Source organism: Mycobacterium sp. NGS54, from assembly GCF_059812465.1.
Genome location: NZ_JCALCS010000001.1, coordinates 811,573 through 823,738, shown reverse-complemented (window position 1 = coordinate 823,738; position 12,166 = coordinate 811,573). Strand labels below are relative to the sequence as shown.

Genomic DNA, 12,166 nt, shown 5'->3' with positions numbered 1-12,166 from the left:
AGAAAGGCAGGACCGTGGACCCACTAGTCGCGCATCAGCGCGCCCAGGAAGCGTTCGCCGGCGTCCTCGCCAACGTCGGCCCCGAGCAGTACGGCGGCCCAACCCCGTGCTCGGAGTGGACGATTGGTGATCTGATCGAGCACGTCATCGGCGGCAACGAGCGCGTCGTGATCTGGTCGGGCCGCACCGAGGAGCCGGCCGCCCGCCCCGACGACGCCATGGCGGCGCACCGGGCGGCCGCCGCCGCCGCGCAGGAGGTGTTCGCCGGACCGGACGGGATGTCCACCATGTTCAAGCTGCCGTTCGGCGAGCTGCCCGGGCAGTTCTTCATCGGGATGCGCACCAGCGATGTGCTGACCCACGCCTGGGACCTCGCGGCCGCGACCGGACAGTCCACTGATCTCGATCCCGAGCTCTCGGCCGAGCAACTCGCCGCCGTGAGCGCGTTCGTGGGCCCGCAGTTCCGCGGGCAGGACAAGCCTTTCGGCGAGGAGCAGCCGTGCCCGGACGGGCGGGCGCCGGCCGACCAGCTGGCCGCGTTCCTCGGTCGGAAGGTGCGGTGACTCAGCTGCTGCGCAGCATTTCGATGACGGCGCTGAAATCCTTGTCGGCGTGGGAGGCATCGGACTTGAGGAAGTCAGCGTAGATCTCGGCGGCGTGGCTGCCCAGCGGCGCGGCCGAACCGGTCGAGGTCACCGCGTCCATCGCCAGGCCCAGGTCCTTGTTCATCAGCGCGGTCGCGAAGCCGGGCTTGAAGTCGTTGTTGGCCGGTGATGTCGGCACCGGGCCCGGCACCGGGCAGTTGGTGTGCACCGCCCAGCAATTGCCCGTCGCGCCGGTGATGACGTCGAACAGGGATTGCGCGGACAGCCCGAGCTTCTCGGCGAGCACGAACGCCTCGCCGACCGCGATCTGCTGCACCGCCAGCACCATGTTGTTGCACACCTTGGCGGCCTGGCCGGCCCCGGCGGCGCCGCAGTGAATGACCTTGCCCGCCATGGGTTCCAGGACGATCCGGGCGCGTTGCACCGCAGCCTCGTCGCCGCCGACCATGAACGCCAGCGTCCCCGCGACCGCGCCCTTCACCCCGCCGGAAACCGGCGCGTCCAGCTGCGCGATGCCGTGCCCCTCGGCCAGCGCGTGCACCTCGCGCGCGTCGCTGACCGAGATGGTGGAGCTGTCGATGAACAGCGCGCCCGGCCGCGCGGCGGGCAGGATGTCGGCGTAGCAGCGCTTGACGATGTCGCCGTTGGGCAGCATGGTGATGACCACGTCGGCCCCGTCGACCGCGTCGGCGGCACTGTCGAATCCCGTCGCCCCGGCCTCGACCGCCGCGGACAACGCCGCCGGCACGGGATCGAATCCGCGCACCGCATGCTTGGCCGCAACGAGATTCGTCGCCATGGGCAGGCCCATGTGGCCCAGGCCCAGGAAGGCCACCGTGAGGTGCTCGGTCATCTGAAGACCTTTCTATGCGGTTGCGCGGACGCGTGCGGCCTCGGCCCGGCCGATGACCACCCGCATGATCTCGTTGGTGCCTTCCAGGATTCGGTGCACCCGCAGGTCGCGGACGATCTTCTCCAGACCGTACTCGCGCAGGTAGCCGTAGCCGCCGTGCAGTTGCAGGGCCTTGTCGGCGACCTCGAAGCAGGTGTCGGTGACGTAGCGCTTGGCCATCGCGCACAGCTCGACCTTGTCGGGGTCGTCGGCGTCCAGCGCATTGGCGGCCCGCCACAGCATCATTCGCGAGGTCTCCAGCCCCGTGGCCATGTCGGCCAGGGTGAACCGGATGGTCGGCTCGTCGAGCAGGGAGGAGCCGAACGCGTGGCGCTCGCGCACGTACGCGCCGGCCTTGTCGAAGGCGGACTGCGCGCCGCCCAGCGAGCAGGCCGCGATGTTGAGCCGCCCGCCATTGAGGCCGTTCATGGCGATGCCGAACCCGGCGCCCTCGCCGTCGGCGCCGCCCAGCATCGCGTCGGCGGGCACCCGCACCCCGTCGAGGATCACCTGCGCGGTGGGCTGGGCGTGCCAGCCCATCTTCTCTTCGTGGGCGCCGAAACTCAGCCCGGGCGCTCCCTTTTCGACGATGAACGCGGAGATACCGCGCGGGCCCTCACCCCCGGTGCGGGCCATCACCACGTAGACGTCCGAGGCGCCCGCCCCGGAGATGAACTGCTTGACGCCGTCGAGCACGTAGTCGCCACCCTGTTTGACGGCGCGGGTGGCAAGCGCGCTGGCGTCCGACCCGGCGCCGGGCTCGGTGAGGCAGTAGCTGGCGATGGCGTCCATCGGCGCCAGGCGCGGGATCCATTCCTTGCGTTGTTCGGCGGTGCCGAAGCTGTCGATCATCCACGCGCACATGTTGTGGATCGACAGGAACGCGGCGATGGTCGGGCAGGCGATGGCCAACTGTTCGAAGATGCGCACCCCGTCGAGCCGGCGCAGCCCGCTGCCGCCGACGTCGTCGCGGCAGTAGATCGCCGCCATGCCGAGTTCGGCGGCCTCGCGCAGCACGTCGGTCGGAAAGTGCTTGCTGGCATCCCATGCCAGGGTGTGCGGCGCGAGACGCTTGGCGGCGAACGCGGCCGCCGTTTCGGTGATGACCCGCTCGTCATCGTTCATGGTGAACATGATGTGGCGTCTAATTCATTGTCGGGATGACGAATTCGGCGCCGTCCTTGATGCCGGACGGCCACCGCGACGTCACGGTCTTGGTCTTGGTGTAGAAGATGATCGACGAGGGGCCGTGCTGGTTGAGGTCGCCGAAGCCGGAGCGCTTCCAGCCGCCGAAGGTGTGGTAGGCCACCGGGACCGGGATCGGCACGTTGACGCCGACCATGCCCACCTGCACGCGCGAGACGAAGTCGCGGGCGGTGTCGCCGTCGCGGGTGAACACCGCCACACCGTTGCCGTACTCGTGCTCGGAGGGCAGCCGCAACGCCTCCTCGTAATCGTGCGCGCGCACGATGCACAGCACCGGGCCGAAGATCTCGTCGGTGTAGATCGACATGTCGGGGGTGACGTGGTCGAACAGCGTTGGGCCGATGAAGAATCCGCCCTCCAGGTTGGCGTCACCGAAGGTCAGGTCGTCGCTGGCCCGCTCGCGGCCGTCGATCACCAATTCGGCGCCGGCGTCCACGCCCTGGCCGATGTAGTCGCGCACCCGGGCCAGCGCCGCCTCGGTGACCAGCGGGCCGTAGTCGGCCTTGGGGTCCAGGCTGTGGCCCACCCGCAGGTTGTTGATCCGCTCGATCAGCCTGGCGCGCAAGCGATCCGCCGTCTGCTCGCCGACGGGCACGGCGACGCTGATCGCCATGCAGCGCTCGCCGGCGCTGCCGTACCCGGCGCCGATCAGCGCGTCGACGGCCTGGTCGAGGTCGGCGTCGGGCATCACGATCATGTGGTTCTTCGCGCCGCCGAAGCACTGCGACCGCTTGCCGGTGGCCGCGGCCGTCGAATAGATGTACTGGGCGATGTCCGAGCTGCCGACGAAGCCGACGGCCTTGATGTCGGGGTGGTGCAGGATCGCGTCGACGGCCTCCTTGTCGCCGTGCACCACCTGGAAGACGCCCGGCGGCAGGCCGGCCTCTCCGAACAACTCGGCCAGGCGCACCGGGACCGACGGGTCGCGCTCACTGGGCTTGAGTACGAACGCGTTTCCGCACGCCAGCGCCGGCCCGGCCTTCCACAGCGGGATCATCGCCGGGAAGTTGAACGGCGTGATGCCGGCGACCACGCCGAGCGGCTGGCGTAGCGAGTAGACGTCGATGCCCGGACCCGCACCCTCGCTGTACTCGCCCTTGAGCAGGTGGGGGATCCCGAGGCAGAACTCGATGACCTCGATGCCGCGCTGGATGTCGCCGCGTGAGTCGGCCACCGTTTTGCCGTGTTCGAGCGACAGCAGCTCGGCGAGCTCGTCGCTGTTGGAGTTGACCAGTTCGATGAAGCGCATCATCACCCGGGCGCGGCGCTGCGGATTCCATGCCGCCCAATCCTTTTGGGCCTCGACGGCCGAGGCCACCGCCGCGTCGACGTCGGCTTTGCCGGCCATCGGGAGTTTTGCCTGCACCTCGCCGGTGCTGGGGTTCAAGACGTCGGCGGTGCGGCTGGACTGGCCGGCGGTGCGCTTCCCGTCGATGAAATGCGGGATCTGTGTGGTCATGGTGCCCTCGAGTTTGTCGTTACGCGCGGAATACTTGCATATCCTAGTAACTTGGCTCGGGCGTGGCAAGGCGCGTGCCGTCACACCGGGTAGTTCCCGGCCTCCAGGTCCTCGAGCAGGCTCGGATGGGTGGGCCGCCAGCCGAATCTCTCCCTGGTCAGTTGGCTCGTTGCCGGCTGGTCCAGGGCGAATACGGCGCCGAGGGGCCCGAAATGCTCGGCGGGAACCGACGCCGCCGGGAGACCGAGTTGGCGCCCGATGGCCTCGGCGAGCGAGCGCATCGGGTCGCCCTCGTCGCCCACGGCGTGCGCCACCGTCCCGGGCTCGGCCCCTTCGAGGACCAGGCGGAAGAGCCGGGCGGCGTCGAGGACATGCACGGCCGGCCAGCGCTGGGTGCCGTCGCCGACATACCCGGACACTCCGGTCCCTCGGGCGGCCGCGACGAGCAGGGAGGCGAACCCGCAGGGGCCGCCCGCCCGGTGCACGGACCGGGGGAGGCGGACCACCGCCGACCGGACGTCGGTGCCGGCCAGCTCCAGGGCGGCGTGGGCGTTCCGCCCGCGCCCGCCGATGAGTCCCTCGGTCGGCACCGAGTCGCGCTCGGTGGACGCGCGTCCGGGGACGGGGGGCGTGCCCGAGGCCATGACGAACGGCTTGCCGGTCCCGGCGAGGGCGGCGCCGAAGGTGTCGACGGCGGCCGCCTCCTGGGCGACGGCCCTCTCGAAGTCGTCGAAGTGCAGGAAGGCGAGGTGGACGACGCCGTCGGACTCCTTGGCGCCGACGCGCAGGCTTTCGGGGTCGTCGAGGTCGCCGCGCACCACGTCGGCACCCATGGCGGCGGCGGTCCGGGCCGACGCGTCGGAGCGGGCCAGCGCCAGGACCTCGTGGCCCGCCCCGATCAGCTCGGGAACGACGGCCGAGCCGACCCCGCCGGTGGCACCCGTGACGAATACGCGCATGAGACACTCCTCAAGTGATGGGACCGATGTCTCATCACGCTACCACGGTGATGGGACAAAGGTCTCATCGCCTACGATGGCGGCATGCCCCGCTGGGAACCCGATGCGCGTGCGCGCCTGGTCGAGGCCGCGTTGCACCTGTTCTCCGAGCAGGGCTACGACCGAACCACCGTCGCCGAGATCGCCGATCGGGCCGGCCTGACCAAGAGCACCTTCTTCCGGTATTTCCCCGACAAGCGGGAGGTGCTGGCGGCCGGGCAGGAGGTGTTGTCGCAACTGCTGACCGAGGGCATCGCCTCGGCGCCCGCCGACGCCACCCCGCTCACGGCGGTCGCCGCCGGGCTGGAGCGCGCGGCCGGGGCGATGACGCCGCTCAATCGCGAGCTCGCCCCACGAGTGAAGGCCGTCATCGCGTCCAGCGCCGAACTGCAGGAGCGCGACGCGCTCAAACAGGTGGGCCTCGCGGCGGCGATGGCTGACGCGCTGCGGGCCCGGGGCGTGCCGGAGCGCGCGGCCGCCCTGGCCGCCGAGCTGGGCGGGCTCGCGTTCAAAGAGGCGTTCGCCGAATGGATTACGGCAGACGGTGACCGCAGCCTGGCCGAACTCGCCCGCGCTGCCCTGGAGGACCTGCGCATCGCGGCGGCCGAAATCCGCTGAAGCGACCCCGGGCCGATTAGCCTTTAGTCCGTATGCGCACCATCGAGGCCGACTACCTGGTAGTCGGCGCGGGCGCCATGGGGATGGCGTTCATCGACACGCTGGTCACCGAAACCGAGGCACGCGTGGTGCTGGTGGATCGCCACCATCAGCCCGGCGGGCACTGGACCATGGCCTACCCGTTCGTGCGGCTGCATCAACCGTCGGCGTTCTACGGCGTCAACTCGCTGCCCCTGGGCAGCGACACGATCGACCAAGTCGGCTGGAACCAAGGGCTTTACGAGTTGGCGACCGCCGGTGAGGTGTGCGCCTACTACGACCACGTCATGCGCCAGCGGTTCCTGCCGACCGGGCGGGTCTCGTACTTCTCGATGAGCGAATACTCCGGTGCCGGCCGCTTTACCACGCTGGCCGGGACCGACTACGCGGTCGAAGTGACGCGCCGCGTCGTCGACGCCACCTACATGCGGGTCGTGGTGCCCTCGATGCGCCCGCCGCCCTACCGGGTGGCGCCCGGCGTGGACTGCGTCGCGCCCAACGAGCTGCCCCGGCTGGCCGCCCGCCGCCGCTACGTCATCGTGGGGGCCGGCAAGACCGGCATCGACGTGTGCCTGTGGCTGCTGGGCCAGGGCATCGCGCCGGAGCGGCTGACGTGGATCATGCCGCGGGACTCGTGGTTGCTGGATCGCGCGACGCTGCAGCCGGGACCGTTGTTCGCGGACGGGATCAAGGCCGCCCTCACCGCGCAGCTGCAAGCGGTTCGGGACGCGGTGTCGGTCGACGACCTGTTCGTCCGCCTCGAGGAGGCCGGCGCGCTGCTGCGGATCGACCCGGCGGTGCGGCCGGCCATGTACCGCTGCGCCACCGTCACCCACGCCGAGCTGGAGCAGCTGCGGCGCATCACCGACGTGGTGCGCATGGGCCACCTGCTGCGCGCCGACGCCGGCGAGGCGGTCCTCGAGGGCGGCGCCGCGCCCGTGGAAGACTCCGCGTTGTACGTGGACTGCACCGCCGACGGCGCCGAGAAGCGGCCCGCCACACCGATTTTCGATGGTGCCAGCATCACGCTGCAGAGCGTCCGGGGGTGCCAGCAGGTGTTCAGCGCGGCGCTGGTCGCGCACGTCGAGACCGCCTACCCGGACGACGCGGTGAAGAACGAGCTGTGCGACCCGTTGCCGCATCCCGACACCGACCTCGATTGGCTGCGCATCACCCGGGCCTACTACCGCAACCAGCTGCGCTGGCTCGACGACCCGGATTTGACCGCCTGGCTCTCCGCGGCGCGCCTGGACGTGTTCGGCCGGCTGGTGGGTGACTCGCTGGCGCCGGCGTCGGCGAAGCCGCGGGTGCGGGAGCGGCTGCTGGGCATGGCCAAGTCGGCCCTGTCGGCCACCGCCGCGAAACTGGACGAGCTGATGGCCTCGGAAGCTGACGCGTGTAACCCGGTCCGATATTGAATCGGTGAAGGAGGACCGTGGCGGCGCAAAACGAATCCAATAAACCGCTAGTCCCGCGACCGCTGCGCGCGGTGCCCGACAGTGGCTATGAGAGCTATCCCGACTGGGAAGCGGTATACCAGGACAACGCGTCCTGGGTGTACCGCACGCTGTTCGCGCGGGTGGGCAACCGCGCCGACGCCGAGGACCTCACCGCCGAGGTCTTTCTGGCGGCGCTGCGGCCGCTGCGCCTGACCGCGAGCGTCGGCGAGGTGCGCGCCTACCTGCGGGCCACGGCGCGAACCGTGCTGGCCGCGCATTGGCGCGAGACCATGGGCCGGGAGATAACCTCCATCGACGACATCGAACAACCACCCGAGAGCGAGGAAGCGATCAGCACAGCGCCCCAGCGCGTCGCCCGGGTTCTCGACAATCTGCCGGACCGGTACCGCCAGATCCTGGAAATTCGCTTCCTGCAAGGAAATTCGATCAAGGAGTCCGCCGCAGAACTTGGGATCAGCGTCGCCAATGCCAAGGTGCTGCAGCACCGCGCCCTGCGGCTGGCGGCACAGGTGAACGAGGGAGGGCCACGATGAACGCGCGAGGGTTGCGGCGGTATGTCGATGACCTGCTGCGGGGTCGCCGGCCGAAGCCGTTCGCGCCCGACGACTTCGAGGCGGCGCAGATCCGCACGGCGATCGAGCTGCGGGCGGCGGGGCAGGCGGACGCCGAACCGAGCCAGGAGTTCCTCACCGACCTGCACCGGCGCCTCGCCGAACAGATGGACGGCGCGCCGGCGCCGGCGCCGCCCAAACAGAGCACGACGCGCCGCCAGGTCATCGTGGGCACGTCGGCCGCCGCGGCCGCCGCGGCCGCCGCGGTTTCCATCGATCGCGCCCTGATCGGCGGCCCCGCGCAGGGCCCCGCCGTCGCGGGTGAGCTGACGCCCAATGACGGCAGCTGGCAGCGGGTCGCGTCGAGCTCGGACGTGCCCGACGGCGTCATGCATCCGTTCGACCTCGGCTCGGTCAGCGGGTTCGTCCACCGCGTCGACGGCAAGCCCCAGGCCATCTCCGGCGTCTGCACCCACCAGGGGTGCCGGCTCTGGTTCGACGCACAGGACGACGCGCTGCACTGCCCGTGCCACACCACGTCGTTCTCGCCCACCGGACAGGTGCGCACCCACCAGTTGCCGATCGCCCCAAAGCCGTTGCCCGCGCTGATGGTTCGCGAGGTCGACGGCGCCATCGAGGTGTTCGCCCCGCCGCGTCGGGACGTGTAACCCGCCGCCATATCTCTTGGCATGAACATCGCCAAGCTTCGAAAACATGTGGTCGCGGCGTCGGCCGTCGGGGTGTTACTGGCCGGCTGCTCGTCGTCGCCGCCGGCCGCGCAGCCGTCGGTCACGTTCGGATCGAACGCCAGCGGCACGGCCGGCATGAGCACGGCCACCGGGTCGCCAGCAGCAGCCACCGGCGACCAGGTCACCATCGACAACTTCGCCTTCGCCCCGGCGACGCTGACCGTCAAGGCGGGCGGCACTGTCACGTGGACCAACAAGGACGAGGAACCGCACACGGTCGCCGCGGCCGACGGGTCGTTCAAGTCGCCCGGAATGGGGACGGGTGCAACCTTTTCGCACACCTTTCCCACGGCGGGCAAGTTCGACTACGTCTGCTCGATTCACCCGATGATGCACGGCACCGTGGTGGTGACGGGATGAGTACAAACGATCCGAACACCATGACCCGCCGCCAGCTCATCCGGCACTCGGCGTGGTTCGGCGCGGCGGTCGGGTTCGCCGTCGTCGGCGGCGAGGTCATCTCGCACGTCGCCGGCACGGCGTCCGCCTCGCACACGAGCGCCCGGCCCACGCTGCGCTTCGCCCAGGTGAGCGACAGCCACATCGGCTTTTCCGGCCCGCCCAACCCGGACGTCGCCGGCTCCTTCGGCCACGCGATCGATCAGGTCAACGGCCTCGGCTACACGCCGGATTTCGTCATCCACACCGGTGACCTCACCCACCTGTCGACCCCCGAGCAGTTCGACCAGGCCAAGCAGATGCTCTCCAAGCTGCAGACGCCGCACGTGTTCACCGTGCCCGGCGAGCACGATTCTGTCGACGACGCGGGTCAGAAGTACCGCAGCGTGTTCGGCGCGGGGACCCGCGGCGACGGGTGGTACAGCTTCGACATCGCGGGTGTGCACGTGATCGCGTTGGTGAACACCTTGAACCTGAAGAAGCTGGGGCACTTGGGCGTCGACCAGTTGGAGTTCGTCGAGAAGGACGTCGCGGGGTTGTCCAGCGATACGCCGATCATCGTGTTCAGCCACATCCCGTTGTTCGCGATGTACCCGGACTGGGGCTGGGGCACCGACGACGCCACCCAGGCGCTGAGCTACCTGAGCCGGTTCTCGTCGGTGACCTGCCTCAACGGGCATGTGCACCAACTGTTTTCCAAGACGGAAGGCAACGTGACGTTCTACAGCGGGACGACGACCGCCTACCCGCTGCCCCATCCCGGTGACGGGCCGGCGCCCAAGCCGATCACGTTGCCGGCGGGCAAGCTGCACGACGCCCTGGGGATCCGCGAGGTCAACTACACCAAGGGCCAGGCCGCCCTCGCACTGAAAGAGACCAAGCTGCAATGAATATCCTCCTCCGGCTCGCGCTGGCCGCCTCCCTGGCCGTCAGCGCCTTCAGCCACGCCTACCTGTATGTCCATGGCTACCAGCACATCCCGATGATCGGTTCCAGCTTCCTGATCCAGGCCAGCGTCTCGTTCTCGCTGGCCCTGCTGGTGGCCGCGGGCGGCCCCTGGTGGCTCGAATGGGCCGCCGCCGCGGTGGCGGGCGGTTCCCTGGTCGCGTTCGTGCTGTCGAGAACCGTTGGGTTGTTTGGCTTTACCGAGCGCGGGTGGGACCCGGCGCCCCACGCGGCGCTCACCGTGGTCGCCGAGGCGCTGTGCGTGCTGCTGTGGGCGGCCGCCTTCGTCAGGCTGCCCCGGGTCAGGCGCGTCGCCGCCGCATCCTAGGCCGCATCGAAATAGATCGTCCCCTGGCCGTTGGGGCTGTAGGAGAAGTAGATTGGCATCTGCTTGAAGATGTAGTTTCCGGTATTGAAGAAGCCCGGCCCGAGTGGGGGCGCAGCGCTCTGGGACACGGTGACCTGCATGGTATTTGCGCCCAGCGTCTGGCTGTACACCTGCTGGCCGGTGCCCTGGATGGTGACCTCGATGGTCGTTCCCGCCGGCAGGTACTGGCCGGGGGTGTAGGTGGGGACGACGTCTTGGGGCATGTTGCCGCCGACGCCGCCGGTATCGACAATCGCGTCGGTGAGAGCAACGGGCGTGCCGCCATTGACCGATACCTGCAGGACGTTGGTGAACGGCGCCCCGGTAACCGAGGCGAAGGCGGTTTGCGGGTTGGGGCCGAACTGCGCGTAGGGGGCGGCCGCGTGTTCGTTGACGAACACACCCTGGCCGAGGACGCCCGGCAACTGCTGCACGAGGCTGGTGGTGAAATACGGAGGCTCTTGCGAATTGGCTCCCACACCGAGAACGATTTCGGTCGGGGTCACCGGCACGCCGTTGTGCGTTTCCGCCGTGATGACGCCGATGGTCATCGGCTTGGTGAGCATTCCGTTGCCGAAGTTCAGCGATGCGGTGTACGGGGTGTACGTGTCGATCGTTCTGCCTTCCGGCGGGCCGAAGGCGTAGGTCCGCGACGGTCCAATGGGGTTGCCCAGGGACTGCATGTTGACGTCGGCCTGCGGGAACAGGGCGGAGGTGGATCCGGTGTCAAGCAACGCTTGCACGGTCGGTCCGTCGTTCACCGATACCGACACCGTGGGCCGACCGCCGCCAACGTTGACGCCGTTCAGCGCTATGGCGGCCTGGCCGCCATTCGCGCCCGTCGTCCCGGAGTGGCCGAAGTATTGGCCGCCGGGTCCGCCGGAGCCGCCTGAACCCGAGATGACCCCGCCGGCCCCGCCGGCGCCGCCGTTGCCGGCCAGGTGCCCGCCGGCACCGCCGCCGCCGCCGTTCGCGAACGCGCCACCGATTCCGCCGGTGCCGCCGTGGCCGAGCCATTGCGCGCTGCCGCCGGTACCGCCGTTCGCAAAGGGGCCGCCCGTACCGCCGATTCCGCCGTCGCCCCACAGCAACCCGCCGGTGCCCCCGGTCCCACCGGTGCCGCCCAGGCCGCCCGGGGCGCCGGTGGTGAACGTCCCGCCCTGGCCGCCCGTGCCACCGTGGCCGAAGAACAGCGCGTTGCCGCCGGCACCGCCGGTCCCGGTCGGCCCGCCGAGACCCCCGATGCCGCCGTTGCCCCACAGCAGCCCGCCCGTGCCCCCGGTCCCGCCGGACCCGCCGGAGCCGCCCATCCCGCCGGTGCCGCCGGTGCCCAGCAAGCCGGCCGGACCGCCGGCACCGCCGGGCGCGTTGGCGGCGAAGCTGGCTCCGCCCGCGCCGCCGTTGCCCCACAGGATTCCCCCGCCCCCGCCGGGCGTCCCGATCCCTTGAGCGTTGGTGGTGCCGTTGGCGCCGTTGCCGATCAGCGGGCGCCCCAGTGTCAGCTCGGTGGGCGTGTTGATCGCGGTGAGGACGTCTCGCTCGAGGGTCTGTAGCGACGCGGCGCTGGTGGTCTCGGCTGCGGCGTAGGCGCCCGCGCCCGCATCGAGGGTCTGCACCAGCTGGGTGTGGAATGCCGCGGCCTGCGCGCTGAGCGCCTGATATGCCGTGGCGTGCTGAGAGAATACGGCCGCTACGGCCGCCGACACCTCGTCGTCCGCAGCGGCCAGCAGCCCAGTAGTGGGCGCGGCCGCGGCCGCCTGGGCCGCACTGATCTTCGCGCCGAGACTTTCCAAACTTGTTGCCGCGTCGGTCACCAATTCCGGAACCGCGATCACAAACGACATTCGACGGACGTTACCAAGTTCCGTCGCGAATGCG

Annotated in this window: 13 protein-coding genes; 8 read left to right on the top strand and 5 right to left on the bottom strand. The window is 70.0% G+C overall.

The features are described 5' to 3' along the window. Positions 1–14 precede the first annotated feature (14 nt). Positions 15–563 (top strand): TIGR03086 family metal-binding protein, encoded by a 549-nt coding sequence (locus AC5Y5E_RS04050; protein ID WP_499901662.1) that lies wholly within the window; start codon positions 15–17, stop codon positions 561–563. 1 nt (position 564) lies between these two features. On the opposite strand, the gene mmsB is transcribed toward AC5Y5E_RS04050, so the two are convergent. The 4 genes from mmsB to AC5Y5E_RS04030 all read right to left on the bottom strand — a co-directional run bounded on the left by mmsB (position 565) and on the right by AC5Y5E_RS04030 (position 5,121). Beyond that, the gene (gene mmsB / locus AC5Y5E_RS04045; RefSeq protein ID WP_499901661.1) at positions 565–1,458 is read right to left on the bottom strand and encodes a 3-hydroxyisobutyrate dehydrogenase; all 894 of its coding nucleotides are present in this window, start codon (positions 1,456–1,458) and stop codon (positions 565–567) included. Positions 1,459–1,470: 12 nt separating this feature from the next. Beyond that, on the bottom strand, positions 1,471–2,631 hold the full coding sequence (locus AC5Y5E_RS04040) for an acyl-CoA dehydrogenase family protein (RefSeq protein ID WP_499901660.1): 1,161 nt from the start codon (positions 2,629–2,631) through the stop codon (positions 1,471–1,473). A 10-nt stretch (positions 2,632–2,641) separates the two neighbouring features. After that, positions 2,642–4,162 carry a CoA-acylating methylmalonate-semialdehyde dehydrogenase gene (locus AC5Y5E_RS04035; protein WP_499901659.1) on the bottom strand — a complete coding sequence of 507 codons (1,521 nt, stop codon included), beginning with the start codon at positions 4,160–4,162 and terminating at the stop codon, positions 2,642–2,644. Between the two features lie 80 nt (positions 4,163–4,242). Beyond that, positions 4,243–5,121, bottom strand: coding sequence for an SDR family oxidoreductase (locus tag AC5Y5E_RS04030; RefSeq protein WP_499901658.1), 879 nt, complete (start codon positions 5,119–5,121; stop codon positions 4,243–4,245). 84 nt (positions 5,122–5,205) lie between these two features. Here AC5Y5E_RS04030 and AC5Y5E_RS04025 point away from each other — a divergent pair, with 84 nt between their 5' ends. Genes AC5Y5E_RS04025 through AC5Y5E_RS03995 form a run of 7 tightly spaced genes read left to right on the top strand, consistent with a single transcriptional unit; the run spans position 5,206 to position 10,249 of the window. Continuing rightward, the gene (locus AC5Y5E_RS04025; RefSeq protein WP_499901657.1) at positions 5,206–5,778 is read left to right on the top strand and encodes a TetR/AcrR family transcriptional regulator; all 573 of its coding nucleotides are present in this window, start codon (positions 5,206–5,208) and stop codon (positions 5,776–5,778) included. A gap of 32 nt (positions 5,779–5,810) precedes the next feature. Continuing rightward, positions 5,811–7,235: an NAD(P)-binding protein gene (locus tag AC5Y5E_RS04020; protein ID WP_499901656.1), complete on the top strand. Its 1,425-nt coding sequence runs from the start codon at positions 5,811–5,813 to the stop codon at positions 7,233–7,235. A gap of 17 nt (positions 7,236–7,252) precedes the next feature. After that, positions 7,253–7,810 (top strand): RNA polymerase sigma factor, encoded by a 558-nt coding sequence (locus AC5Y5E_RS04015; protein WP_499901655.1) that lies wholly within the window; start codon positions 7,253–7,255, stop codon positions 7,808–7,810. Beyond that, entirely contained in the window at positions 7,807–8,496 is a 690-nt protein-coding gene (locus AC5Y5E_RS04010; protein WP_499901654.1) for a Rieske (2Fe-2S) protein, read from the top strand. Before AC5Y5E_RS04015 ends, AC5Y5E_RS04010 begins: the two co-directional genes overlap by 4 nt. 21 nt (positions 8,497–8,517) lie before the next feature. Continuing rightward, entirely contained in the window at positions 8,518–8,937 is a 420-nt protein-coding gene (locus tag AC5Y5E_RS04005) for a cupredoxin domain-containing protein (RefSeq protein ID WP_499901653.1), read from the top strand. After that, positions 8,934–9,866: a metallophosphoesterase family protein gene (locus AC5Y5E_RS04000; RefSeq protein ID WP_499901652.1), complete on the top strand. Its 933-nt coding sequence runs from the start codon at positions 8,934–8,936 to the stop codon at positions 9,864–9,866. The genes AC5Y5E_RS04005 and AC5Y5E_RS04000 overlap by 4 nt, the downstream gene beginning before the upstream one ends. Beyond that, positions 9,863–10,249: a hypothetical protein gene (locus tag AC5Y5E_RS03995; RefSeq protein WP_499901651.1), complete on the top strand. Its 387-nt coding sequence runs from the start codon at positions 9,863–9,865 to the stop codon at positions 10,247–10,249. The genes AC5Y5E_RS04000 and AC5Y5E_RS03995 overlap by 4 nt, the downstream gene beginning before the upstream one ends. Here the strand turns inward: AC5Y5E_RS03995 and AC5Y5E_RS03990 are convergent. After that, complete coding sequence (locus AC5Y5E_RS03990) at positions 10,246–12,132, bottom strand: PecA family PE domain-processing aspartic protease (protein WP_499901650.1); 1,887 nt, start codon at positions 12,130–12,132, stop codon at positions 10,246–10,248. The genes AC5Y5E_RS03995 and AC5Y5E_RS03990 overlap by 4 nt on opposite strands. Between the last annotated feature and the right edge of the window lie 34 nt (positions 12,133–12,166).

Bases quoted from the DNA above. Each gene is read 5' to 3' on its own strand.
- mmsB (WP_499901661.1), bottom strand. From the start codon at position 1,458: ATGACCGAGCACCTCACGGTGGCCTTCCTGGGCCTGGGCCACATGGGC.
- AC5Y5E_RS04040 (WP_499901660.1), bottom strand. From the start codon at position 2,631: ATGTTCACCATGAACGATGACGAGCGGGTCATCACCGAAACGGCGGCC.
- AC5Y5E_RS04035 (WP_499901659.1), bottom strand. From the start codon at position 4,162: ATGACCACACAGATCCCGCATTTCATCGACGGGAAGCGCACCGCCGGC.
- AC5Y5E_RS04030 (WP_499901658.1), bottom strand. From the start codon at position 5,121: ATGCGCGTATTCGTCACGGGTGCCACCGGCGGGGTCGGCTCGGCCGTC.
- AC5Y5E_RS04025 (WP_499901657.1), top strand. From the start codon at position 5,206: ATGCCCCGCTGGGAACCCGATGCGCGTGCGCGCCTGGTCGAGGCCGCG.
- AC5Y5E_RS04020 (WP_499901656.1), top strand. From the start codon at position 5,811: ATGCGCACCATCGAGGCCGACTACCTGGTAGTCGGCGCGGGCGCCATG.
- AC5Y5E_RS04010 (WP_499901654.1), top strand. From the start codon at position 7,807: ATGAACGCGCGAGGGTTGCGGCGGTATGTCGATGACCTGCTGCGGGGT.
- AC5Y5E_RS04005 (WP_499901653.1), top strand. From the start codon at position 8,518: ATGAACATCGCCAAGCTTCGAAAACATGTGGTCGCGGCGTCGGCCGTC.
- AC5Y5E_RS04000 (WP_499901652.1), top strand. From the start codon at position 8,934: ATGAGTACAAACGATCCGAACACCATGACCCGCCGCCAGCTCATCCGG.
- AC5Y5E_RS03995 (WP_499901651.1), top strand. From the start codon at position 9,863: ATGAATATCCTCCTCCGGCTCGCGCTGGCCGCCTCCCTGGCCGTCAGC.
- AC5Y5E_RS03990 (WP_499901650.1), bottom strand. From the start codon at position 12,132: ATGTCGTTTGTGATCGCGGTTCCGGAATTGGTGACCGACGCGGCAACA.